The following is a 24697-nucleotide window of genomic DNA, read 5'->3' on the forward strand; positions in this document are numbered from 1 at the left end:
CCAAAATTATTTTAATATGTTTTGATATTCTTTACTATTCATAATAGCAATTGCTTTTTGAATGGCTTCATGATTTTGAATGTGATAATGATACAAACCTTCTCTATAAAAATAACGCATTACCAACTGGTCTGCAAGTAAAGATTTTAGTTCTTCTTTATGAGTGTTTAAGGCGTTGTTTTTAGCATTTACAATAGCTGTTTCAAGGTTTTTTATATCTTGCTCTACACCAATTTCATCTTTTTCAGTTTGGCTTTTTAATCGCTCTAAAAGCTTTTCGGTTTTAGTTTTGTAATTAAAGTCACTGTTAATAACAAATTGCTTAAAAGATTCGTAATCCTTATCAGTAAAAGTAAAAGAACTTAAATCGTTAAAAGAGTTTTTATAATAAAAATCAGTACAAAAATTAAATAGAATTTGTTCTTGTATAAGTGCTTTAGAGATATTGCTTAAAGATTCATTATCTATTTTAATATCTGGATCTACACCTCCACCATCATAGACAGTTCTTCCGTTTTTAGTTTTAAAGGCATTATAATCTTTTTCTTTTGTTTTTACAGCATTTCCCTTTTCATCTCTATTCCAATAATCTAAAGCTTGAATACATCTTCCAGAAGGAGTGTAATAACGAGAAATAGTTACTTTTAATTGAGTTCCATAAGTTAATTTTTTAGGACGTTGTACCAATCCTTTTCCAAAACTTCTAGAACCTATAACAACAGCTCTATCTAGATCTTGTAATGCTCCAGAAACAATTTCACTTGCAGAAGCACTGCTTCCATTTACCAATACAACTAACGGAATTTCTGTATCTAAAGGATCATCTTTGGTTGTATAGACTTTATTGTACTTTTTAACTTTAGATTTAGTGGTAACTATTACTTCTCCTTTTGGCACAAAAAGGTTTACAATTCTAATAGACTCTCTTAAAAGCCCTCCTGGATTACCTCTTAAATCTAAAATTAATTGTGTAGCACCTTCGGTTTTTAAATCTACAACAGCTTTTTTAGTTTGTGCAAAAGCTTTGCTATTAAATTTTTTAAGAACAATGTATCCGGTGTTTTCATTAATTTTCTTTGAAAAAGGAACAGCGTCTATGTCTATTGCAGATCTAGTTAAAGTTGTTTTATGTTCTTTTCCTTGTCGTAAATAAGTTATTTCTACAGTTGAATTTGGAGCTCCTTTTAATAAAGTTCCAGTATCTTCTTTAAAATCGGATACTTTTATATTATCTACTTGTATAATTTCATCACCAGCTTTTAAGCCTGCTTTATCTGCAGGATAATCTTTAAATGGTTCAGTAACGAATAATCGTCCATTTTTTCTGTTAATTCCAGCACCAATTCCAGTATACTCTCCAGAGTTATTAATCTTATAAGATTCTACATCTTGTTCGTTATGAAACTTAGTATAAGGATCTAAATCGTTTAACATGCTTTTTATAGCAGTATCCATTAAATCACCAGGGTTGGTTTCATCAACATAGTTCATGTTGAGCTCTTTAAACAAAGTAGTAAAGATTTCTATTTGTTTAGCAATTTCAAAAAAGTCGTTTTTAAATGCTGAGGTTGAGATAAAAATTCCGATAGCTAAAACTGGAATCAAAACCCTCTTTTTTAGTAGTGATTTCATATAATTATGTTGTAATAGCAGCAGCAAAATCTGCTGATTATATTTCTTCTTTTCTTTAAAGTTTTGCAAAACTTTTTGTTTTGTATAAACTCAAAGTTAGGCTCATCTCTACCAAGATACAAAAACAAGTAAATATATTAGCTCATCTCTTTTATATTAACAAAGTTTTAATTAAAAAAGAAAAGACACTATGAGTATTTATTCATAGTGCCTTTTATAAAAAGTTTTTTGCTAAAAAATTATAGGATTACTATTTTTTTAATGACGGTTGAATTACTTGAAGTAATATGAATAAAGTAAACCCCTGAGGTAACATTTTTTAGATAAATATTCTGTTGCTCACTAAAGTTGCTCATATCAATATTTTTAATAAACTTTCCAGTAAGATTATATACCCTAGCGCTTAAAAGTTTTTCATTACCGGAATAATTTATTTTAAAGTTGCCTCTTGATGGATTGGGGTGAATTTTTAAGTTATTATCTGATAAATAGTTTTCACTTATGTTTAAATTAGGTTCGATTAATTGTACTTCTGCAACTTGAATAATTCCTTCGACATTATTACATTCGTTATCAGAAAAATTGATTCTATAATAAGAATAGGATGTACTATTAGTAAACGTTAAAGTTCGTTTAAAAAATCTAGTAGATATACAAGGAATAACACCTGAAGCTATGCTAGTAAAATTAGTTCCGTCATTAGAACCCAAAACCTCAAAGTCTTGAGGGTCTCTACCTTCAGCATCATTAGCAGTCGTAATTTCTATAGAAGTTGCTATTCTGCTAGTGCCACCCAAATCTACAGTAAAGCCAGTACCATCTGTTTCGTCGAAATCTAATAATTTAGTATTGATATCTCCATCAATAATTTTATCTACTTCCTCACCAGAGGGCGAGTTGAGCACATTGTATTCAACAATAGTCATTGAGGGGTTAAAAATTGGTGTTTGTGCTTTTGAATTATAAAATATTAATAACACAAAAATAAATAATAGTTCTTTTTTCATGATTAAGCTTAATTAAAAAGCATAATTATAAAAGAGTGAATAGTTATTATTAAAAAATGGGATATGTTATTCCTCTTAGGGGATAAAAAAGTAATTATTTAGACCTTCATTGAAATGCTCAAAAAAATCAAATTAAGATAGTTCTTCTCTTTCTGTAAACTTTAGTAAAACCTTTTTCATTTTGGATTCTACAAACTCAAAATTAGGTTCCTCTTTACCAAGATACAAAAACATGCACACATATTGTGTGTCTAGCTTTTCTATTAACGAAGCCTTATGAAGGCGGTAACTTTCTCGTAGTAATCTTTTAATGCGGTTACGATCTACAGCTTTTTTAAAATTTCTTTTTGAAACAGAAACTCCAGCTTTTAATTTTACGGCATCTTCAAACGGAATTTTTGCATAAATCATCTTAACAGGAAAAGCATTAACTGATTGTCCGTTACGAAATAATTCGTCTATCAGCTTTTTACTTTTTAGCTTTTCTATGTTTTGAAAAGATTGATTCATTCGGTAAAAATAAAAAAGTCTAGTGCAATAAGAATTGAAAAACCATAAAACTTAGAATCTGTAATTACAACCAAAACCTATAGAAGGGTTTTTAACGCCAGCTAGATTGTAATTGTAATAACCAATAAAGGGACTAAATTGTTTGATATGATAATTCAATTGTAATTTTAATTCATTAATGGCTTGAGCATTTACAAAATTTTGTTGCCAAGTAAACGACAAACTAATTGGGTTTACAGGGAATATTTCTATTCCAGTTGCATATGAAAAACCAACTTTTTTAACTTCATTAGCAATATAAGATAACCCGATACCCCAATAAGCCGTTACATATTTTTCTCGAATTCTATAGTAATTGAAGAGCAAAGAACTAATATCTAAGTATTCTGTTTCTCCAAAGTATTTTTCAAATAAATGCAAGTGTTTTAATTCTGCTCCAATTAGTGGGGTAAAGCGATAATTTACATCAATATTAAGTCCTTTTACGGCGTCTTTACTACTTATATAATAACTGTTTATATGTAATAAACTGTTTTTATAGTTTTCTTGCTTGTAGTTTGTACTATATTCTCCTTGATAGCCATTGTAATACGGGAAAGGAACTATTGATCTATCTTCTGCCTCACCTAGAACGGTATGTGTTCCAATCCATATTATGGGTTCAATTAATAAGTCAACTAAAAAAGTGTTTTTAGAGCTAGAAGAACTACTAGAATTACTTGTTGTACTAGTATTAGATGTAAAAGAATTATCAGAAAGATTACTCTTAGCTTTTTTTAATTTACTCTGAGCGAAATTTATTTGACTAAAAAAGAGTGTAATGATTAACAGTTTAAATATTGGTTGCATAGCTAGAAATAATTTCCAGTTATGAATCAAAATTTATACCATTGTGAGTATTATAAAATCTCTTTAGGTATAATTTTTCTAGACCAAGTTTTTAGGCGTTTGTATTTACTCACTTGGTTATCTGGATTAAAATCTAAAGTTGTTTCCCAAGCATTCTCGGGTTTAAATTCTTCTTCCATACCTTGTAAGACACCTTTAGCAATTTTTCTTGAAGGAATTATAGTAATACACTCGGTATTTAAGTTGGCACTTCTAGGATCTAAGTTAAAAGTCCCTATAACGGTTGTTTTTTTGTCTACAACCATTGTTTTAGCGTGCAAACCAAATATAGGTTTATGTTGCAAGGTATCTTGAATTTCTCCAGTTAATAGTTGGGTTCTAATGGCAGCATTAGGCTTAAATTCAAAAATTCTAACTCCAGTTTTTAAAAGTTCTTTTCTATTAGATTGATAACTACTAAAAGCTTCAACATTATCTGTAGAAGCAAGACTATTGGTGAGAATTCTAATCTTAACCCCTCTATTGGTTGCTTCTTTAAATAAGGTTTGACCCAGTTTTGTGGTTATTAAGTATGGAGTTTGAATGTCTATAGAAGATTGAGCATTTTTAACCAAATTAATTAAAGCATCAGTAGATTTTCCTCCACCTGTTAAACCTTCACTACCATCATTTTTCCCAGGAAAATCGGAAACATATTCTACATGATCTAGCCAAACCAGTTCACCAGATTGTTGAATGTTTTTAAAGGTGTCGGGTAAGTTTTCAATCCTTTTTCTTACTTGAGGCCAAAAGTTATCTGGATTACAAGCATATTCATGTAGCTGATTAAAGTTGGTTTTTTCTTTTTTAGAATTTTCAATAACTAAATGGGCATTTATACTCAATGAGCTATTCCAGAAATGATTGAAAGATTTACCAATATTTTTTGTTTCTTTTCCTAGCAACAAAACATCTCTATCTCTAAAGTTGTATCGATGATCGTAATCAAAATATTCATCAGCTATATTTCTACCACCAGTAATAACTACCTTATCATCAACCATAAAAACTTTATTGTGCATTCTCTGATTGGCAACAGTAAAATCGGTAGCAAACTTTTTAACCCTGCTGTAAAGATTTTTTCCTAAGTTAACCCCTGGGTTGTATATTTTAATATTAATGTTTTCGTGAGCGTTAAGAGCTAAAACATCTTGCTCATCAGCGTCAACCATAATATCATCAACTAGTATACGAACCTTTACACCTCTATCAGCAGCTCTAACTAAATAATCACAAGCTATAAGTCCAACATTATCTGTAGAGAAAATAAAGTATTGAATATCGATGGTTTTTTCTGCATATTCACTTAACCATGCTCTAGCAACCATAGAACCACTTCCGTCTTCTAAAACATATACACCCGTTTTAGATTTCATTAATTCTTTTACAGGCTCGAGTTCTGTACTAAGACTTAAGGAATCATTCCTGTGAATTTTAGAGCAAAAATCAGATGGGGTGTTAATAGATTCTTTCTTTTCTTGTGAGCAAGAAATAAAAAGTAAGATTAATAATAAGTAGTTAAGTTTTAAAACCACAATCCAAATTTATTGTCCGATAGTCTCGCCCATTTTTACAAATGTTTCTATTTTGTTTCGGGTATTTTCTAAGATATCTGCATCTATGGTAAGTTTGTTTTTGTTTACCAGTACTACTATGGTAGAACCTCCAAAAGCAAAGTACCCCATTTCATCTCCTTTTTTTACAGGTTGATTAGCATGGTAAGTTTCTATAATACTTCCTACCATTGTAGCCCCAACAGGAGCAATAACCATTTCGCCTTTATCTGGAGTGTCTAATAGGCAATACTCGCGTTTATTTTCGCAAAATACTTTGGTAAAGTTACTAGCCAATGCATATGGAGAAACCGAATAGTAATGACCTTTTATTTTTGTCATTTCTGAAGGAGTTCCTGCATAAGGAAAATGATATCGATGGTAATCGTTAGGAGCTAATCTAAGAATTAACATAGATGAGTCTTTATGTTTTTCAGCTAAGTTAGCATCGTTTAAAAACTCAGGAAGGGTAAATTTTCTTCCTTTAACAAAAAAGTTATGTACGTCTGAAACATTTTCAAAAGCTAAAAGCTTACCATCTCCAGGAGAAACAAAACCACTGCCAATAGGTCTAGCATTTGGTTTTAACTTTCTATAAAAAAAGTCGTTAAACGAAGTAAACTCTTCTATAGATTTTACAGATTCAGACATATCAATTCCTAATTGATTTACAAAGCCAGTAATTTTTTTTGTAGAAGCAGCTTTGTTCATTTTTCGTCCATAAATTTCTGAAATCAGTTTACGTTTAGCTAGTGGTAAAACGGCTGTCTTACCAAAAGGATTATCATATAAAAACTTTAATAAACCTTCAGAAGGAGGAGTTTCTGTTATGGTTTTTCCAGTTGTTCTATCAAGAAATGTAATTGATTTCATTTTCATGGGTTAGATAGTTCTCTAATGCTTAGATAGACAAATATAGTTTTTTTAAAATATGAAGATAAGGTTTATCTTTTCTTTATAATTTTTGCTATACGATTTAGTATAATTTCTGATAGATTCCACATATATAGTTTAGCATCTGTAGTATTATTAAATAGTACAATAACGGTATCTATATCTTGATGGTACTCTGCAAAACTTTGGTATCCTGGAACCCAACCAGAATGTTCGTATTTATATATTTTTGAATAGATTTCTTGTTCTCCATTTTTAAATACTGAACCATTGTTTAAAGCTCTCAAAAATACTCCAACATCTTGAGCAGTAGCTAACATTCCTTGTTCTTCTGTTTTTAAATCTAAATCGTAACCTATGTGGTAGCCACTCATTACCTTATCAAGATCTACTTCATCTAAAGAAAAAAATGTATTGTTTAATTGGAGAGGAACTAATATTTCATCTTTTATGTATTGATTTCGACTATAACCTAGAGTTTTATCAATAAGTTGACGAATTAATAAATAGTTTGTATTAGAATATTCGTAGTCCTCACCAGGTTTGAAACTGGCAGGAGCATCTAGTATTAAATTTAGCTTACCATTGTAATTATTAGGAGGGTTTTCCCAATAATTTGGATAATTGGTAAAGTTAGGTATGCCGCTTCTATGCTGCACCATCATCCTTAAAGTGATTTGATTGGCGTACTGAATTCTTTCTTTTAATTCTGGAAAATATTCGGCTAGAGTTTTATCTAAAGATAGACGATTATTGCTTACTAATTTAGAAATAGCTACTGCAACATATAACTTACTAATACTAGCAATTTTATATAGAGCATCTGGTTTTGCAGATATTTTATGTTCTCGATTATGCCAACCAGCAGTATACAACTCAGGTGCTTTACCAGCCTGATCTACATAAACAATGGTCCCATCAAAACCTAGGTTAATAGATTTGTCTACTTGTTCTTGAATAGTTTTAGGTAAAGGTAAAATCCAAGCTTTTACCAAAATCCACGGAACAAAATATAAAGAGATGATTGTTCCTACAAGCAGTAAAATTTGTATAATTTTTTTTCTAGGCATATTTTTATTGAAGTATATCTATTTTTTGAAAAATGCTTAGGTGAATTTCATCACCTATTTCTGGTTCAGAATTGTTAATATTAAAAATGGGTTTTAAGCCATGAGCTGCAAAAGAAGTAATATAATTTTTATTTAAAAGCCAAGGCGGACCTTTTTCAAAAGATCGTTTTTCATTTTGTATTTCTGTTATCAAAACTAGTTTTCCCTTGTCAGCAACAAAATCAGCAATATGTTTAATTAAAGTATCCTCATATTTAGGAGGAAGTGCTTGAATTGTAAATATTTCTAATACAAAATCGAATTTTTGATTCCATTCAGGAATTCCTTTAATTAAATCTGCCTGAACAAACTTTACTTTAGATTCTGGAAATCGTTTTTTACATAATTTAATGGCACTATTAGAAACATCGAATGCAGTAACTTTAAATCCGTTGTTTTCTAGTTCAATAGCATCATCACCCATTCCGCAGCCAATAACTAAGGCTGTTTTGCCTTTACCAATGTTTTGGTTTTGTTCTATCCAGTTTTTAAATAAAGGATGGGTACTCATATGAGCCCAAGGAATGCCTTCTCCTTCTTTGTTAGAGCTAGCGTATAGTTTTTCAAACCAATCTGTAGGTTTGTTTTCTTCAATGCCTAATTGGGTTTTTAATTTTTCATCCATACCAAAAAAAATAACCAGATATTATTGCTTTAAAAGTAGTAAATAGTTTTAGAAGCTTATTTAATACTTTTTTTCTTTTTATAGTTTCTTCCATACCATAGTAAAAATCCAGTTACTGGTAAACTAGCAATTAATAAACTAACTAGAAATACAATAATTTTGCCTATAATTCCTCCAATAGCACCAACATGAATATCGTAATTCATTCGTAAAATTTTATCGGCTACCTTAGCGTTTTCGTATTTTCCGTAAATAGCGGGAGTTTCTAATTCTTCGAGTGTATTTTGGTCAAAAAACCTGTAATCAGAATCATAGTAAATTCCTTTACTGTTAGAAACTTCTACATAAATACTCTCGTTTATTGATGTAGGATAGTGTAATTCAAAACTCTCGGCATTAGGGGATTCTTTTTTGAGTTTTTCAATTAAAAAATCCATAGGAATTATTTCTTTAGTAGTTATCTGCTTACTGGTGTTTTCAGGGATAATAAATGCGGGTACTTTATCACCTCCAGTAGAGATATAAACAACATATTTTAACCAGTTATATGAAATGATAGAACCGGTAAAAGCCATAATTAAGGCTAACGAACAAATGTAAAAACCAATAATTGAATGTAAATCGTAGTTTTTACGTTTCCATTTTGTTGTTTTCTTCCAGCTAAACCTTAAGCGTTGTTTTAAATTTTTCCTTTTTTTAGGAATCCATAGAATAAAACCAGAAATAATGATTAAAATAAACACTAAAATGGATATGCCTACAACTTGCTCGCCAATAACTTTAGGCAACCAAAGCCGCATATGTCCTTTTAAAATAAAAGCGAAAAATCCAGATAAATGGTTATCTATTTCAATGACTTTTCCAGAGTAAGGATTTAAGAAAACACTCTGATAAAATTCAGGATCTGCATCGTAAAATATAACCTCAATAGCATCGTTTTTTTGTTTAAATACCGTTCCGTGAACGGTATTATTAGGAAATACTTCTTTGGCTATTTCTTTAGCTTTTGTGGGTGTTAAAATAGCACTGTTTTGAGGAGATACGCTTTTGTGGTTTCGGTAAAGATTCTCAATTTCTTCTTTAAAGGTCCAACAACAACCAGTAATTGCAACTATAAAAACCACCAAACCCGTTATAAGACCGAGTATTTTATGAAGTTGAAAAATGATTTTTTTGATTTTCATTAGAGTGTATTAAAAAAAGAGTAAGTACTCAATAAAAGTCCTTACTCTTTTTTATTTGATTAATTAAAATTTATATGAAATATTAGCAAATAGAGCTCTGGGCATTTGTGGGTTTATAGTTGTCCATCCTTTATAATATTCTTTATTAAAGGCGTTATTTAGTTTTAAACTTATTCTGTACTTATTTGCTTGATAAGAAATAGCAGCGTTTGCAATTGTATAACTAGGCAAAATAAATTCGCCTGTAGATTCATAATTTATTGCAAATCGTTTGCTTGCACCATTAAATCCTAATCCAATTCCAAAACCATCTAGTTTTCCATTTTGAAATTCATAGTTAGCCCAAAAGTTGTAAAGTGTTTCCGGGCCTGCTTCAAGTGGCCTTCTATTTAAAATTTCTGTATTGTCTGACTTTGTTGTTTCACTTTGATTATTGCTATAACCAGCTCTTATATTCAAACCATTTATGGGGTTGGCATTTAATTCAACTTCAAATCCTTTGCTAATTACTTCTCCTCCTTGAATTTTGTTAAAAGGCGATGAAGGGTCTGTTATTACTCGATCTTTTACTTTGATGTTATAATAACTTATAGTAGTGTTTAGCCTATTATTGAAAAGATTTGTTTTAGCTCCAAATTCTATTTGGTTGGCTTGTTCTGGATTGAAATTTTTAAAAGTCTGTGGTCCATCAGAAGGATCTCCAACTAACTGCGGAGCAACATTTGTAAAGCCATTTTGATAGTTTCCAAAAATAGATAATTGATCTTTTATAGGTTGATAAACAATACCAAATTTTGGCGAAATAGTTGTTTGCTTATAGTCATCGTCTAGATTTGCTAAATTACCTTCGTTATCAAAATGATCCAATCTTAAACCAACCATTGCCGATAATTTATCTGTAATATTTATAACATTAGATGCATACATGCTATAAATATGATACTTAGATTTTGCGTTATTTATATCTTGTGAAGCTAAAACTGCATCAACTCCTGATGCTGAAAGCGGATAAGAATCGGTTTCCTCTGCAGGAGTAAATGGGTTATCACCGTTGGTATCGCCATTTGGTAATACATTGCCATAAAAAGCATACCCTGTATTGTTATCTGTTTGAGTTTCGTTAAAGTAGTCTATACCTATAACTATTCTATTTCTTAAATTGGCTAATTTAAAATCGCCAATAAAATTTTGTTGTATATCTGTAGTTTGTGTGTTAGAATTCTGTTTATTGATGAATCTAGTAAAGGTATTATTTCCTAAAATCCCATAATCATATAAATAAGAATAATATCCTTTGGTTGAGGTAGCACTTTTAGAAAGTAATGTTTGAGATTGCCAAGTATTAGATATTTTATAATCTGCTTCTATTCTATAGTTTTGAGTAGGGTTTTTTAAAGCTAAATCATTACTTGTAAACGATAGTTTATTGTTGTAAGCCAATTCATTTAAGTTGTTTGCTTCTGTGGGTGCACTTCTATTTAAGAATAAAAAAGTAGGGTTTGTTTGTTCTGCTTGAGTAATCTCTCCGTAGAATGAAAATGAAAGTTTATTGTTTACTTTATATGATAAAGAAGGAGCAACAAAAAAAGAGTTTCTAAAACCAGCATCTTGAAAACTTTGTTCTGTAGTATAAGCAGTGTTTAGTCTAAAATATAAGTTGTCTTTTTTACTTAAAGCAGTATTAAAATCACCTACAACCTGATTGAGTCCGTATGTGCCAGAGGTATAAGACAACTCTCCACCAGTTCCAACATAAGGTTTTTTAGTTACAACATTTATAAGACCGCCATATGAGCTTACGGCATTACCAAATAAAGTAGCCGAAGGTCCTTTTAATACTTCAATACGTTCAATGTTTGCAGCATTAATTGTACCATTGGTTAAACCTGGCAAACCATTTACTAATTGAGGTTGTACAGAAAAGCCACGAAGTGAAAAATACCCAGCTCCATCTCCTCCACGGCCAGTTGATGCCCAAAGTTGTTCAACTCCAGTAGCATTTTTTAAGGCATCATCAAAGTTTGTTACAACTTGAGATTTTAAGATTTCATTAGTTACAGTGCTATAAACTTGAGTATTTTCGATGTCTTTTAACGGAAGCTTAGAAACATAGGCTGTTTTTTTTCTGGAAAATTTATTCCGACGTTCGTTTTTTATCACTACTTCATTTAAAATTTCATTCCCTTCATAAAGTGTTATTTTATTTAAATGAACGGGTTTGTTATTTATTACATCTATTGTAATTTCTCTTGTTTTAAAGCCTAAATACGATATAACAAGGGTGTAATTTCCTTTTTCTAAACTAGAAAGATTAAAGATACCTTCTTGGTTTGTTTGAGTGCCTTTAGTTGTATTTTTTATAGAAATATTTACCCCTAAAAGTGGCTTTTGATTGTTATTTTGTATTGTTCCAGTAATCACACCTTCTTGGGCTGAGGCTATATTAAATAGAAAGATTAATGATAAAATAGATAATAGATTTTTCATTTGTTTTTATTAAGACTTAGTATAAATAGTAAATTTTGGCAAAAATATATCCGTCTTTCGATTTGACCAAATTATTTATAATAAATCTAAATAATATTTTTTAATGAGCTGATTTACTGCTTTTGAGGTAGTGTTAGCAGCATTAAAAGTAGAAGGGTTTTAATAAATAACTTTAAATATTGATAGTGTTTTTATTGAGTATTTTGAGCTGTATTTTTTAATTTGAAGCTATTCATGATTTCTTCTCCAATTTTTTGGTAATTGCTAAATTGTTCATCTTCACAAGTCAATGTCAACACATATGCCTTGTTTTTAATTACCCATAAATATTGCTCAAATTTTAATTTGTACTCACCTTGCTTTCCGGTATAGATAAGTTGATGGTAATTTAATTCTTTATTTAATTTTCTTTTGTTTTTTAAAATGTTTCCATCGGTAATCATTCTGTTAATTTGATCTATTGAAATTTCCACATATTTTTCAAGATCTAAATTATGTCCTGATAAATCTTGAATTAAAAGATTGATATTTTCTCTAAATTGATCTTGATCAGAAGAAAGTGGACTAAACAAAATAAAACGCGTTCCCATTTGTCCAGATTCATCAAGCTCCCAATTACTAGGATAGTTAATAGAGTAATTGTTATCAACGATCGATTTCCAACCATCTAGAACACTTGTTTGCGAATCATTACTTTTATTTTGATAACAAGCAGTTAAACTCATAATTAAAATAAAAATTCCCGATAACTTTACTATTTTCATATAATTAGTTTTATGATTTATTTTTTTCATTTGGTTTAATGATCATTCTAAAAAATTGATCCTTGTAAATATAATAACCTAGCCAATTATAAAGTGTTTTTACCTTGTTTTTAAAATTAACCAATCCCATTATGTGTACAAAAATCCAGATAAACCAAGCACTAAAACCTTTTAAAGAATATTTTTTACCAGGGAAATCTAATACAGCTTTGTTCCTTCCAATTATAGCTAAGGAACCTTTATCTGTATATTGAAAAGGTACCCAGTCATTCTTTTTTCTGTTAAGATTATAAGCCAAATTTTTTGCTTGTTGAAGTGCGGGTTGTGCTAATTGTGGGTGTCCATTAGGATAATTTTTATCATCAATAATTAAAGCACAATCTCCTAAAGCATATATGTTTTTATAAGAGTGAACTAGATTAAATGGATTCGTTTTAAGTCTTCTGCCAGCTCCAATACTATCTTCAGAAAAGCCCTTAAATGTTTTTGCAGATACACCTGCAGCCCAAATAAGGTTTCTCGATTTGATTTCATCTCCATTAGATAAAAAGACAGTTTCACCATCATAATCTTTAACCAAAGTATTCATAATTAATGTTACTCCTAACTCAGAAAGTTTTTTTGCAGTATAATTTTGAGCGCTAGAAGACATTGGCGCTAATACAGTAGGTTGTCCATCTATTAAATAAATTTCTCCAAGGTCTTCCTTTTTTAATTCAGGGTAATCTTTTATTATAATAGAATCTTTCATTTCTGATAATATACCCGAAAGTTCAACTCCTGTAGGACCTGCACCTGCAATTACAATGGTTAAATACTTTTTTCTTTCTTCTTTGTTAGAAATTCGAGTAGCTCGATCAAGCCTAGTTAAAATAACATTTCGTAATGATAGTGCATCACTTATGGTTTTCATTGGCAAGCTTTTTTCTTCAATATTTTTATTCCCAAAAAAGTTAGTTTCGGTGCCAGTAGCCATTACCAAAATGTCATATTCTAATTCTCCGTTGTTTAAAATTATCTTATTTTCTTCAGGAACTACTTTTTCTAGTGACCCAAGTCTGAACCTTACAGATTTTAATTTTCGAAGAATTTTTCGAAAAGGATAACTAATTGCAGAGGGTTCCATAAAACCAGTAGATACTTGATAAATTAGAGGAGGAAAAAAATTGTAATTGTTACTATCTACTAATATGATTTGGTGTTTTGATGAGTTTCCTAATCTTTTTACAAATTCTAAGCCTGCAAAGCCACCTCCCACAACAACTATTCTTAACTTTTTTTCCATGAAATTACTTATCTTTTATCCGACTTGATACAAAGTTAGTTAAATGAATTGCCTAAAGAAATAAACTAGTTTAAGAAAGTTCTTTTCTATTTAAGATATTTAGTATTAATTATTTTTTCAGTAAATAAATCCAAATATTATAATGAGGTCTATTTAAATAAAGTTACTAACCACCCTAAAAATTAAATCCATTTATAAGTTCTGTAGTAGGTATAATTATTATTAAACACTGTTGTAACACGTTTTAGTTTGATTTTTTTACAAAATTTTCTCCATCTCCAGTTATGGTTAGACTTGAGTTGTTATATCCTCCACCAATTTTTAAAACTTTATTAAGTCCATTATCGAAATTAAGATTTATGGATTTATTATAAAGTTCAAATTTTCCTTTAATTTTTTTCCCATCTCCATGATCAAAAAGAAATGTTCCATCATTATTAAATTGTATTTTTCTCACAGCATAATGAGGTGTCCACCAATTTCCAATTAAATTACCTTTTGAATAAGACTTTAGATCATAATTTTTTTGGTAGTTAAATTGGTCATTTTAGAATAGATTAATTTTTCTTCAAGGTTAAGTAACTTAAGAAAGATTCCCATTGATTCTGCTGTTTCTCCCATTAAGTTATTTTCAATAATGTAGCTCCATTTTCCACTTGTGAAAATGTAGTGATAACCACCACCGGTACCTTGTTGCTCTATTTTTCCATCATATAGCAAAAGGTTTGGCTTATCAGAAATTGTTTTGGGCTTATTCCAAGAAGTATATCTAATACCTCCGTTTTTAAGACGGTCGACTTTAATTATGAACTTTTTATTTTCGCAATGAATAATATTACTTTTTGTTTCTGAAGTGAGTTTTAATAACTGCCTTTTTACGTCATGTTCTTCTGTTTTTGGTTTGAGTATATTTTCTTTTGGAGTTCCTTCAGTTTCTTTTTGCCTTGTAATGCTTTCTTTTTGAGAATTTTTGCACGAAAAGAGGCAAGTTAAAATTATTAAGAGTACAATTTTTTTCATAGTTTTTGGCTAAACGTTTTACAACAGTTTTGTTTATGAAGAATAAAAGGGTTCTAAATAGGTAAACGTTATTTAAGCTAGAATGTTATTTTGGTCCTAAAATGCTTGAATTAATTATTGTTATATACATTTTCTTGTGTTGAGTTTTTTACTGTTAGTCTATCAAAATATTCGTCCATTTTATCCCAAATGGCATAGTACTCCAATTCTCTCGATCGATCGTCATTACCCATATCACAGTTAATTACAAGGTATCTACCCGTTTTTTTATCCTTATTAAAATACATCCAAGTTGCAACTCCAGCATCACCACCAGAATGACCTATAAAGCCTAGTGCACTATGCCCAATAAATATTGCAGGGTTATAGTCTCCATTAAAAGGATGGTTTGCGTTACGTTCATCTTTTGCAAAATGGTTTTCATTTAATTGTTCTGAAAAGAATTCTTTATAACTATCTTTTTTAAGTAGGGTTCCTTCTCCAGAGTATCCTTTAATCAACTCTGTAAGATATTTAGCCATATCACTGCTTGAAGAAATAAGCATTCCATCTGGGTAGGTTATAACGGTATAAAAAGGTAGCAGAGTATTATCGTTTCTATACAGCCTTGAATGCTTTTTTATATCTACATCTGCTAGTTTCCAACCAGATGAATTCATACCTAATGGTTTCAAGATATGTTCTTTTGTAAATGAGTCAAATGCTTGGCCTGTGGCTTTTTCAATAACCAATGCGCATAGTGTAGCACCTATGTTTGAATAGTTATAGCGTTCTCCAGGTTTAAAATTTAAGTAATTTTCTTCTTTATAATATGCTCCGTTTTCTTGTAGATAAGCTTTTAGATATTCATCCATTGAAATATACGATTCGAAAGGGTTGAATTGTTGTTCTGGATAGTCTGTGCTCACATTTGTTAAGTCTTGATTTTCTGTTAAAACCCAAGCTTTATTCATGTATTGGTCTCCATCATTAATACCAGATGTATGAGTTGCCAAATGCCTGATAGTTATAATTTCGTTCGGATAATTGGGGTTTATAACCTTAAAAGCTAAATAATCTTGTATAGGGTCATCTAGATTTAATTTTCCTAATTCTTTTGCTTTCATTAAGGCTATACCTATTAATGTTTTAGAAACAGAAGCTATGGGCTGTATGGTGTTTTCTGAATATCTTTCTTTGGTTTCTGTATTAGAAAAACCAAATCCTTTTTTGTATAATACCCCATCTTGGTCAACCATAGCAACTGCAAAACCATTTATTAGTCCATTTTTTTGAATGGAATCCAATTCAATTGTTAAAGAATCTTTTATAGCTTGTTTTTCATTTATGGGGATATGGGGTTGTTTTTTATTTTGATTACAAGATGAGCATGCAATTCCTATAATTAATAGTAGAGCTATTTTTTTCATTTAGTATTCGTTCTCTGTTAAGAGATAAAAATAGGATTTTTGTTACAATTTTTTTAAGCTTATTACGGAAAATTAATTGTGATTTTATATCACAGCCGTAAGAGCAATTAACAAGCGTTAAATTTCGATTAGGAATTCAGTTGTTATGGTACTTGTACATTACTATACAGTGTTATTTCTTATTGTACTTTTTACAAAAGTAAATTCAAAATATTATGTTTAGTGTAATTGGTAATATGTAAGCTATTTATTAAATAACATGTCAATTAATCATGATTGTGACAAAATTTCATTTAATAATGCATTTAAATAGAGTGTAATTAGTAATTATTCATAATGGCATTTTTTTTGCGAAATACTCAATGAAGCTTTAATAGGTTTCAATATTGAAATAATGTTTAATTAAAATTTTGTAATTATGAGCAATTTAGTCAATGTTCCTAAAAACGGAAGTTTAGCAAACACTAATTCAAATCAAAACTTCCCAAATTGGTCTAACTGGTTAGATGATATATTTAATAGAGACCTCCCTTCAGTATTTACCTCAAATTTTAATACTGGAATTACTTTGCCAAAAGTTAACATTAAAGAAACAGCAGATGCTTTTATGGTAGAAATGGCAGTTCCTGGTTTGAAAAAGTCCGATTTTCATCTTGATTTAGATAACCAAGTATTATCAATTTCAACTCAAACAAAGCAAGAAAATGAACATCAAAAAGATAACTATACTCGTAGAGAGTTTGGTTACTCTTCATTTAAAAGAACATTTACCCTACCTGAAAGTGTAAATGAAGAAAAGATTAATGCGAATTATAAGGATGGAATTTTAAGTATTCTTCTACCTAAAAAAGAAGAGGCAAAACAAAAGCCCCCAAGAACGATTAAGATTTCATAATAGAAATGAATCTTTATGTATTTATAGGGAATGAGGCTAAAGCTTTAGCCTCATTCTAATATTATTAGAATGTAGTATGTTACTTCTTAATTCCTTTTAATTTAACTCCTTTCCAACCCATTAAAACGTCAAGATTGCCTCTTTCGTTTTTAATAAATTCAAATGATTCGGGTTCTTTAGGATCGTCAAAGAAAGTATTTTCTAATTCAGCTTTTAAGGTGGCTATCTGCTCCCCATCTTGATAAACTACCAAATTTTCATTTTCTACTTTAAAAATCAACTCCAAATTGCCCATGTCTGCAAACGAATATGTTCCTACATATCTTTTTAAAACGTTGGTGGGTAATTTAATAGATTTTCTACTCAATTCTTTCGGAATATCATATGGTTTGTTTTCCAATATTTTGGCAAAATCTTCTATTGTTTTCTGAAAAGGCACTTCTTCATAATTTGCTAAGAAAATGAAATTGTAATTATATTCAAGATTTGTGTATACCTCAACTCTTATTCCGTCTGAACCACCACTTTTTTCTATAACACTCAATTCGTTTTGTAATAACGAAGCATAAGGTTCGTTTTTTATATGGTTTAAAAATTTGTTTAAGTCTGAAGCTGTTGAAAATATTCTTGCAGTTTTCAATTCATCTGGTAAAACATTATCTACCTGTATAATTCGATCACCCTCTTTTTCGTGGTTTTTTGCTAATTGTTTTAAGTTATTCTCTTTAAGGTAGAAATGTGCTCCAGAACTTTTCATGTCTAAGGGCTGGAACACTTCATCTGCCAGGCATTGGGCAAATGTTTTGTTAGAAATTTTTTGAATGACAAAATAAACAAGTTGATAAGCTACATTAGAATATTGTTTTCCAGTTCCAGGTTCAAAAAGTAGTTTTTGTTTTTTGGCATACTCAATAATCTGTTCTGCAGACAAGTTGATTTCATCTTCTTGAACACCTTCTAAGCTTCTAGGAAGTCCTGATGTGTGGTTGAGTAACATTTCTACGGTTATTTTGTCTCCGTTAGGAAAGTTTGGGAAAAACTTTTTGATTGATGTACTTTTTTTAATTTTTCCCTCAATTTCAAACTTTTCAATCAGGTATTTCCCCATTAACTTGGAAACAGAATGAATATCAAATTGACTTGCTTTTGTTACGTAAGTGGTACTGTTTTTATTTTGATTTAAATTATATGCTTTATGAATGATTATTGTATCATTTTTAGAAACAAATACAACGCCATTAAATTTTCTAATTTTATTAAGTGAAGAGAAGTACTCATCTACTTTTTTCTCTAGCTTTTTTGTTTGATGTAGTGAATTATCTTCTGTTTTTTTACTTTGATTTTTGCATGATATTAGAAGAATTGGTAAAAGAAGTAGGGTTAAAATTGGTCTCATTATTTTGTTAGGTTTGCCACTTATAATAGTGATCATTTATAGTCACTGTTGTAACCAGTTTTTATTATTCTTTTAAATAAGTGTTTTCGGTTCCAATAGAATATTTTATAGCTTTTCCACTTGAGATAAAATATGCGAGTGCTCTCAATGCTCCGCTAAATGAATTACTCAATTTCATAGGGTTTCTTTAATTGGTTATAACTGTTCGTTTACGGTGTCATACACTATACACATTATTGGCTTTAGTTTTCAAAAGTCAAATTCATTTTTTGCCATTCTGTTATTTTAGTCTTGTCTGTGTTATGTGGTATATACATTTTTTTTATATCAATTAACTCTGGTTTTTTTATTTATTATTCTAAAATTATTATCACTTCTTCTGCCTAATAATTCTGTTAATCCCTATTCAAGAGTTTTTCCGAAGTTGTCAATTCCAGCGCATTGATTTAACATTGCTTTACGCTGTATGTCATATCTCCACATGTAAAGATTGTCGTTAATTACGTAGGTGAAATGAGGAAGCCCATAAAATCTGTGGCCTGCTTCAAATTTAAATGTTATTACATCAATCATTTTTGGGTTTTAATTAAAGCTAACTGTCCCGTATAATATGTATGTATTATAGTTACTTACGAGTTGTATATAAAGACAGCACATTGTAAATATACACTTACTTTTGAAACAGGCTAAAATCAGGCGTGTATTTTATACATTACTAACAATTAGATTTATCTTTTTTCTACTATTGCAGGTAGTATGTATTCCTTTATTATTTTGTCAGCATTAGTATGTGCATTTGGATTGTTGTATGCAGAAGCGGTAATAACTACTACTAAAGGGATGTCTTTAAAAATAAATATTTTATTTCCTCCATTACCACTACAATAAGAAACTTCATACTCTTTATGATTAATTTTATAAGTTTTGTTCCAAAACAAATAGCCATAATGGCCTTTGTCTATTGTTTGTTTTATTTGTTTCCCTAAACTTTTTTCTACCCAATTTCTATTTAAAATTTGCCTATTATTCCAAAGGCCTTTGTTTTTGTATAACTGACCATATTTAGCAAAGTCAAGAGCCCTCAACCTAATTCCGCCTGCGGTATTACCAACATGTTGCGGTGTGTATTCCCATTGATAATGTGTTATTCCAAGAGGTTTAAATAATTTATTGTCTGCATAAGAAACCAATCCATTAGGAACGGATTTATGGATAATGTCTCCTAAAACCACTACGCCTGCCGTAAAGTATGCGAATTGTTTACCAATATTGGCTTCTTTTTTCATGGGTAAATCAAGCGTAAACTTAACCCAATCATCTGTTGGGTACATATTTTCTTCGTTTCCCAAACTACTGTAATCACTGTCATCTCCATTAAAACCTGAACTCATAGTTAAAAGTGATTTTAAGGTAACAGAATCTTTTTTACTACTGTAATTAGTATATGATTTTAAATCATAAAAATCCTTTAGCGTCATCTCTTCGTTATCAATAAAACCGTCATCAATAGCAATACCTAACATTGATGAGGCTATTGATTTTCCAACAGATCTTGGGTCGTGTAAACTATTTCTACTTTCGCCATTAAAGTATTCTTCTAGTAAAAGTTTACCATCTTTAATTACTACAAGACCATTAATATTCTCAAATCTACCTTCTGCAATTTTTCTGTTTAGAGCTTCTATTTTTTGAGTGTCAATGGCATCTGTAGATATTTCCCAACCACTATTTGGTTGAATTTTTTGAATAGGAACTAAGCGTTCATCAATCTTAATTTTAGCAACGTCTATATTAATACTACCTTTAGCTAAAAGAGAGCCAATTTTTATTGATTCTTCTTGTATATAAGGTCTTACCTCTATGGTTAACAAATGGTTGCCAGTGCTTAATACATCTTGCCCACCACCTAATTTCATAAACTTTAACCACATAAACCAACCCCAATAATCTAATTTTTCTGGCGCTACCAAACGTATTGTATGATCAAGCTGTACAGTTTTAGAAGTTTTTAAACCAGCTCCTTTGTTTAAGTTTTCTACATAAATTATCTTTCCATCTACTAAAAAAGAAAATTGAAAATTTCCTTTTTCTAAGAGCTCATCTTCTGTTAAATGAGGTGCTATTTTTTGAAGGCTTTTTATTAGTGGAACGTCTAAAGCAAAGTAAATGTTTAGAAATTTTTCTTTGTTTAAAGTAAAGGTGTTGATGTAGTTATAAGTGGTAGGCTTATTTTTTTTTATTTCGTCTTTTGAAAAATATAAATGTTCCTTTTTATGTAAATCTGCATGTTTTGATTGTGAGTAAATCTTGTTCTTACAAGGTGTTAGTACACAGAACATAAGGACTAATAAATAACTTAATTTCATGTTATGAGTTTTTGATTGATTCTTGATGAAGGAACAAAGATGAGAGTATTTCATTTCCTAAAATTGTATAAAATTAACATTAGGAAATTTTCTTCATAAGTTTTGAAGGTGTAGTGTGGTAAACTCGTTTGAAGTTTGCAATAAAATGACTTTGGTCGTAAAAACCGCACTTATAACAAATTTCTGTCATTGATAGTTTATTAGAAAGGATTAGGTTAAAGGCTTTATTAATTTTAATTAGTCTTAAATAATTACCTAAACTAGTTCCAAAATAATTGCTAAACTCTCTAGATAAATGCACAGGATGTAGGTCCAAAATTGAACTTAAATTCTTTAAGGAGTAATCAATATTTTCTTCAAATAACAATTCTTTTAGTCTCGTTGTCCAAATAGGTGCTTTAGATAGGCTCTTCTTATCTGTTTTAATGTTATTAAATATATTAATTAAATTACTCTCAATGCTTAAGTTAGAATATGGGTCATTTATTTTAGTTTCGATAAATATTTGATTCATCAAGTTCTTTATCATTGGATTGTTTAAGTTAGTACTGCCTTCAAAATCTTTTAATTCGATGTTAAAGTTTAAAAACCAGTCTTGATTTAGCTCAATATGAAAACCTCTTGTAAACTCTGGTGGTTTAATATTGTAATGTGCGTCTTGCCAATTATGAAATAAGAGGTCTCCAGCTTCTAAATAGTAGGCTTCTTTTTTATTAGATTCAAATAATTTTCCTTGTAGTAAATAGGTAAAATATGGGTTTTCGTGATAATGCCAATCAACTTTGCTATGAGTGTATTCAGTATCTGTAATTATTAAATTATCAAAAACTGATTTTTGATAATGTGCTCCGTAAAATTCTCCTGTTTTAAGTTTGTTCATCCTGTTTCATCTTATGACCAACAGCGTTTTTAGGCTATGATTTGATAGCTGAAAAAGTCTACAGAGTTTTTTCAGCCTAACCGAAGATAACAAATTTGTGAGTACTTTCCGATAGAAACTTCAGAAGCAATTAATTATATACCTTGTTGTATGTAGTTTTTATCGTTTTGCTTGTTTGTCTTTTGGTATGTTTATCACTCCACAGCCTGTCACAATCCATTTATTATCAACCTCCTTAATCCTCATTGTTATTTTAAATTCTTTCCACTTGATAGCTTCTACAGTCAAATAATTTGTGTTTGAGTCAAATTCTGAAAGTTTGAATCCATCATCAGGGTAATCTTGAGCGTCAAAAATGGGGTCAAATCCTAGTCCATATTCCGGGTCAGATTTTTCTGCCTTTTCAATCATTCTCTTGAGTTCTGTTTTAAATTCAATACTAACATTAGGATGAGCATTTACAAATTCAATAATTCCAATCTGTTCTTTCGTTTTATTACAATTAGAAACATATTCATTAATAAATTGTATAGCTACATTTGTAATCGAATCTGGATAATTTAATTCAGTCTTCTTAGTTTTTACTTCTTTTAAATCAATTTCAATTTGTTTTTTCCTTTTGGAGATATTCTCTTTTTGTTTTTCTGCACAACTAAAAGCAAAGAAAATCAATAGAATTAAGTATGGTTTTTTCATTAATTTTGATTTCTATTCAGTTTTGGAAATTACACACAACAGTTGGTGTAAAAATGTGACTAACTTTGATTAGGCTAATAGTAGTAATTATTTTTACACGTTGTTACCATAAGTTTTTTTCTTTTCGAGGTTTAAGGTTTTTAGTTTTGATTATTTCTCCATTCAAATTTAAGGTGTTCCTTTTTTCTTTAACAATTCCATTAAACAACTCTATGTATTCTTGTTTATATATATAATATTTTGACAACTTTTTTGAATACTTATAGTAATTAATAATCTTTTTTATGTCTCCAAGAGATTTATTACTAAAGTATTCATTTAGATTATTAGCTCTACTATCTAGTTCAGTCGTAATCCACTCCTCAATTAAATTACCATTTCTATCATAAAATTTTTCATTTAGAAAATTACCATAGTCATTTTGAACAGTTACTCTTGCTATAACTCCATTTTTGTAGTAAAGAATTGATTTTCCTGTCCAATTTGTAAATTCTTGGTTATTATACTTGTATGTAGTTCTTTCAGATAGAAATTTAACTTGTCCATTTCTGTAATATGTAGTGTCTTTTTCCACACTTATTTTTTCCAGTTTGCCGACTAATTTTTTGTATTTTTTTGATTCCTGAGCAAATAAGCAGAAGCAAGTTAAGAATAAGAGAAAAGTTGTTTTCATTGAATGTATGGTAACGGTCTCGTATAACCGTCAGTTACGGATTTAAAGTTAATAATTTTCGGTTTAGAACGAACGTTAGCAATTCCGAGTGGATTCGGACGCAGTCGAATCCGCCGTAATTGCGGTTATACATTGTTGTAGCACGTTTTTTTATTTAGTTTGTCTTTCAAATTCGGCGATTTCATTATTCAGATTAGTCAGAGCAATGATTAAGTCATTAATCTCTTCTTTATTTAAATAATGAATGTTATTCTGCAATTCATTATCATAATCGCCAGAAATAATCATTAATCTATCTTCTTCTGTTGAAAATTCGAGATATGTATCTGTATTTTCATCAATACCTTGTGCGTTAAATTTGTATACCATTATAATTTTTTATCCGATTAATCTTATTGCCATAAAACCACCAATGTAAAGTCCGATAATTGCTGGCGGAACAGCTAAAATAAGTTTTGTCCATTTATTTAATTCCGAGTTTTTGCCTTTCCAAGCAAGAAATATCATTAGAGTTCCTAAAATTATTGGTGTCAGAAATTCTATTGGTGAAGGTTTATATTCAGAATTCCCGAAATATTCAAAAAGCAAATAAATCGGCCAAGTAAAATACATTGCTAAAAAAGCTAAAGTCAGAAGGATTGCTCCAATTTTTGGTTTATAAAAGTGAAACCAACTTAAAAATCCGAAAATCAGAATTGCAAATCCAACACTTATCAGCGGACTGGCGGAAAATCCAGCAGAAACAGTCATATATGCAGCAAATAAGAAGTAAACAAATCCTCCGAGTAATAATGATAAAATGTAAGTCAATATTTTCATTTTTCAAATGTGCTACAACGTACCGGCTATGAAGCGTAGGGACGGTTTGGTTGGTTAGGCCTATGCTTTATAGCCATTGTTGTAGGTAGTTTTTTATTCTATTTTCAGTTCAATTTTGGCTCCATCAGGTAAGTCATGAATTTGCCTGGCAATATCTCCGCTGAAGCCAATCTGTTCGATTTGCGAAACTGTCCCAAGATTTTCTTCGCTATATTCTCCACCAAGAATCGCAGGCATTTTCAGGCAGTATTTTCTTCCTTGCTCTAATTCACCAAGTTTTCGCTTTGCCGCTTTCACCAGAGTTTCCATCTGCCAATCCAATTGAAAATCTTGATCAGTTCTCAGTTTTTCAAATTCATTTTGGTTGTTTGCAATTTTGATACATTCTGGACTTTCGGGTAAAATCCTCCAATATGCACCATCATCAGATCGGAAAATCAAATTCCCAAAGTCATTTTCATCAATAACTTCAATGGCACTGATGCCGAGCCATCCCCATTCCTTATTTATTGTTTCAAGTATCATTTTAATTACCTACAACGTTTGATATAAAATGCGTGCGTCGCAGACGCATGCAGATTGTCCGTTAGGACAATCATATTGTA

Annotated in this window: 24 protein-coding genes; 1 reads left to right on the forward strand and 23 read right to left on the reverse strand. The window is 30.1% G+C overall.

What is annotated here, in order from left to right:
* Positions 1-6: 6 nt before the first annotated feature.
* The 15 genes from ACFQ1O_RS11775 to ACFQ1O_RS11845 all read right to left on the reverse strand — a co-directional run bounded on the left by ACFQ1O_RS11775 (position 7) and on the right by ACFQ1O_RS11845 (position 16367).
* Positions 7-1632 (reverse strand): S41 family peptidase, encoded by a 1626-nt coding sequence (locus tag ACFQ1O_RS11775; protein WP_377716220.1) that lies wholly within the window; start codon positions 1630-1632, stop codon positions 7-9.
* Positions 1633-1871: 239 nt separating this feature from the next.
* Positions 1872-2639, reverse strand: coding sequence for a T9SS type A sorting domain-containing protein (locus tag ACFQ1O_RS11780; RefSeq protein ID WP_377716221.1), 768 nt, complete (start codon positions 2637-2639; stop codon positions 1872-1874).
* Between the two features lie 132 nt (positions 2640-2771).
* Entirely contained in the window at positions 2772-3149 is a 378-nt protein-coding gene (rnpA, locus tag ACFQ1O_RS11785; RefSeq protein WP_377716222.1) for a ribonuclease P protein component, read from the reverse strand.
* A gap of 51 nt (positions 3150-3200) precedes the next feature.
* Complete coding sequence (locus tag ACFQ1O_RS11790) at positions 3201-3998, reverse strand: hypothetical protein (RefSeq protein ID WP_377716223.1); 798 nt, start codon at positions 3996-3998, stop codon at positions 3201-3203.
* Positions 3999-4048: 50 nt separating this feature from the next.
* Positions 4049-5572, reverse strand: a complete 1524-nt coding sequence (locus tag ACFQ1O_RS11795) for a phospholipase D-like domain-containing protein (protein WP_377716224.1) — start codon at positions 5570-5572, stop codon at positions 4049-4051.
* 9 nt (positions 5573-5581) lie between these two features.
* Positions 5582-6469, reverse strand: coding sequence for an archaetidylserine decarboxylase (asd, locus tag ACFQ1O_RS11800; protein WP_377716225.1), 888 nt, complete (start codon positions 6467-6469; stop codon positions 5582-5584).
* Positions 6470-6534: 65 nt separating this feature from the next.
* Positions 6535-7554 (reverse strand): serine hydrolase domain-containing protein, encoded by a 1020-nt coding sequence (locus ACFQ1O_RS11805; RefSeq protein ID WP_377716226.1) that lies wholly within the window; start codon positions 7552-7554, stop codon positions 6535-6537.
* A gap of 4 nt (positions 7555-7558) precedes the next feature.
* Positions 7559-8218: a class I SAM-dependent methyltransferase gene (locus tag ACFQ1O_RS11810; protein WP_377716227.1), complete on the reverse strand. Its 660-nt coding sequence runs from the start codon at positions 8216-8218 to the stop codon at positions 7559-7561.
* Between the two features lie 56 nt (positions 8219-8274).
* On the reverse strand, positions 8275-9402 hold the full coding sequence (locus ACFQ1O_RS11815) for a PepSY-associated TM helix domain-containing protein (protein WP_377716228.1): 1128 nt from the start codon (positions 9400-9402) through the stop codon (positions 8275-8277).
* Between the two features lie 63 nt (positions 9403-9465).
* Positions 9466-11889: a TonB-dependent siderophore receptor gene (locus tag ACFQ1O_RS11820; protein ID WP_377716229.1), complete on the reverse strand. Its 2424-nt coding sequence runs from the start codon at positions 11887-11889 to the stop codon at positions 9466-9468.
* 191 nt (positions 11890-12080) lie between these two features.
* Entirely contained in the window at positions 12081-12683 is a 603-nt protein-coding gene (locus ACFQ1O_RS11825) for a hypothetical protein (protein ID WP_377716230.1), read from the reverse strand.
* On the reverse strand, positions 12664-13938 hold the full coding sequence (locus ACFQ1O_RS11830) for an NAD(P)/FAD-dependent oxidoreductase (protein ID WP_377716231.1): 1275 nt from the start codon (positions 13936-13938) through the stop codon (positions 12664-12666). The genes ACFQ1O_RS11825 and ACFQ1O_RS11830 overlap by 20 nt, the downstream gene beginning before the upstream one ends.
* A gap of 244 nt (positions 13939-14182) precedes the next feature.
* Positions 14183-14395: a hypothetical protein gene (locus ACFQ1O_RS11835; protein ID WP_377716232.1), complete on the reverse strand. Its 213-nt coding sequence runs from the start codon at positions 14393-14395 to the stop codon at positions 14183-14185.
* A gap of 53 nt (positions 14396-14448) precedes the next feature.
* The gene (locus ACFQ1O_RS11840) at positions 14449-14958 is read right to left on the reverse strand and encodes a hypothetical protein (protein ID WP_377716233.1); all 510 of its coding nucleotides are present in this window, start codon (positions 14956-14958) and stop codon (positions 14449-14451) included.
* 110 nt (positions 14959-15068) lie between these two features.
* A complete protein-coding gene (locus ACFQ1O_RS11845) occupies positions 15069-16367 on the reverse strand; it encodes a serine hydrolase domain-containing protein (protein ID WP_377716234.1) in 1299 nt (432 codons plus the stop codon).
* Positions 16368-16785: 418 nt separating this feature from the next.
* Here ACFQ1O_RS11845 and ACFQ1O_RS11850 point away from each other — a divergent pair, with 418 nt between their 5' ends.
* Positions 16786-17262 carry an Hsp20/alpha crystallin family protein gene (locus ACFQ1O_RS11850; RefSeq protein WP_377716235.1) on the forward strand — a complete coding sequence of 159 codons (477 nt, stop codon included), beginning with the start codon at positions 16786-16788 and terminating at the stop codon, positions 17260-17262.
* Positions 17263-17341: 79 nt separating this feature from the next.
* Here the strand turns inward: ACFQ1O_RS11850 and ACFQ1O_RS11855 are convergent, their stop codons facing one another.
* The 8 genes from ACFQ1O_RS11855 to ACFQ1O_RS11890 all read right to left on the reverse strand — a co-directional run bounded on the left by ACFQ1O_RS11855 (position 17342) and on the right by ACFQ1O_RS11890 (position 24617).
* Positions 17342-18658: a serine hydrolase domain-containing protein gene (locus tag ACFQ1O_RS11855; RefSeq protein WP_377716236.1), complete on the reverse strand. Its 1317-nt coding sequence runs from the start codon at positions 18656-18658 to the stop codon at positions 17342-17344.
* A 728-nt stretch (positions 18659-19386) separates the two neighbouring features.
* Positions 19387-20997: a serine hydrolase domain-containing protein gene (locus ACFQ1O_RS11860; protein WP_377716237.1), complete on the reverse strand. Its 1611-nt coding sequence runs from the start codon at positions 20995-20997 to the stop codon at positions 19387-19389.
* A 106-nt stretch (positions 20998-21103) separates the two neighbouring features.
* Positions 21104-21904, reverse strand: a complete 801-nt coding sequence (locus tag ACFQ1O_RS11865) for a helix-turn-helix domain-containing protein (RefSeq protein WP_377716238.1) — start codon at positions 21902-21904, stop codon at positions 21104-21106.
* A 159-nt stretch (positions 21905-22063) separates the two neighbouring features.
* Positions 22064-22600 (reverse strand): hypothetical protein, encoded by a 537-nt coding sequence (locus tag ACFQ1O_RS11870; protein ID WP_377716239.1) that lies wholly within the window; start codon positions 22598-22600, stop codon positions 22064-22066.
* A gap of 103 nt (positions 22601-22703) precedes the next feature.
* Positions 22704-23174 carry a hypothetical protein gene (locus ACFQ1O_RS11875; protein WP_377716240.1) on the reverse strand — a complete coding sequence of 157 codons (471 nt, stop codon included), beginning with the start codon at positions 23172-23174 and terminating at the stop codon, positions 22704-22706.
* A gap of 249 nt (positions 23175-23423) precedes the next feature.
* Positions 23424-23642: a hypothetical protein gene (locus tag ACFQ1O_RS11880; protein ID WP_377716241.1), complete on the reverse strand. Its 219-nt coding sequence runs from the start codon at positions 23640-23642 to the stop codon at positions 23424-23426.
* 9 nt (positions 23643-23651) lie between these two features.
* Positions 23652-24092 (reverse strand): hypothetical protein, encoded by a 441-nt coding sequence (locus tag ACFQ1O_RS11885; protein ID WP_377716242.1) that lies wholly within the window; start codon positions 24090-24092, stop codon positions 23652-23654.
* A gap of 93 nt (positions 24093-24185) precedes the next feature.
* Positions 24186-24617 (reverse strand): T6SS immunity protein Tdi1 domain-containing protein, encoded by a 432-nt coding sequence (locus ACFQ1O_RS11890; protein ID WP_377716243.1) that lies wholly within the window; start codon positions 24615-24617, stop codon positions 24186-24188.
* Between the last annotated feature and the right edge of the window lie 80 nt (positions 24618-24697).

It is taken from the genome of Pseudofulvibacter geojedonensis (assembly GCF_042675745.1).
Classification (GTDB): Bacteria; Bacteroidota; Bacteroidia; order Flavobacteriales; family Flavobacteriaceae; genus Pseudofulvibacter; species Pseudofulvibacter geojedonensis.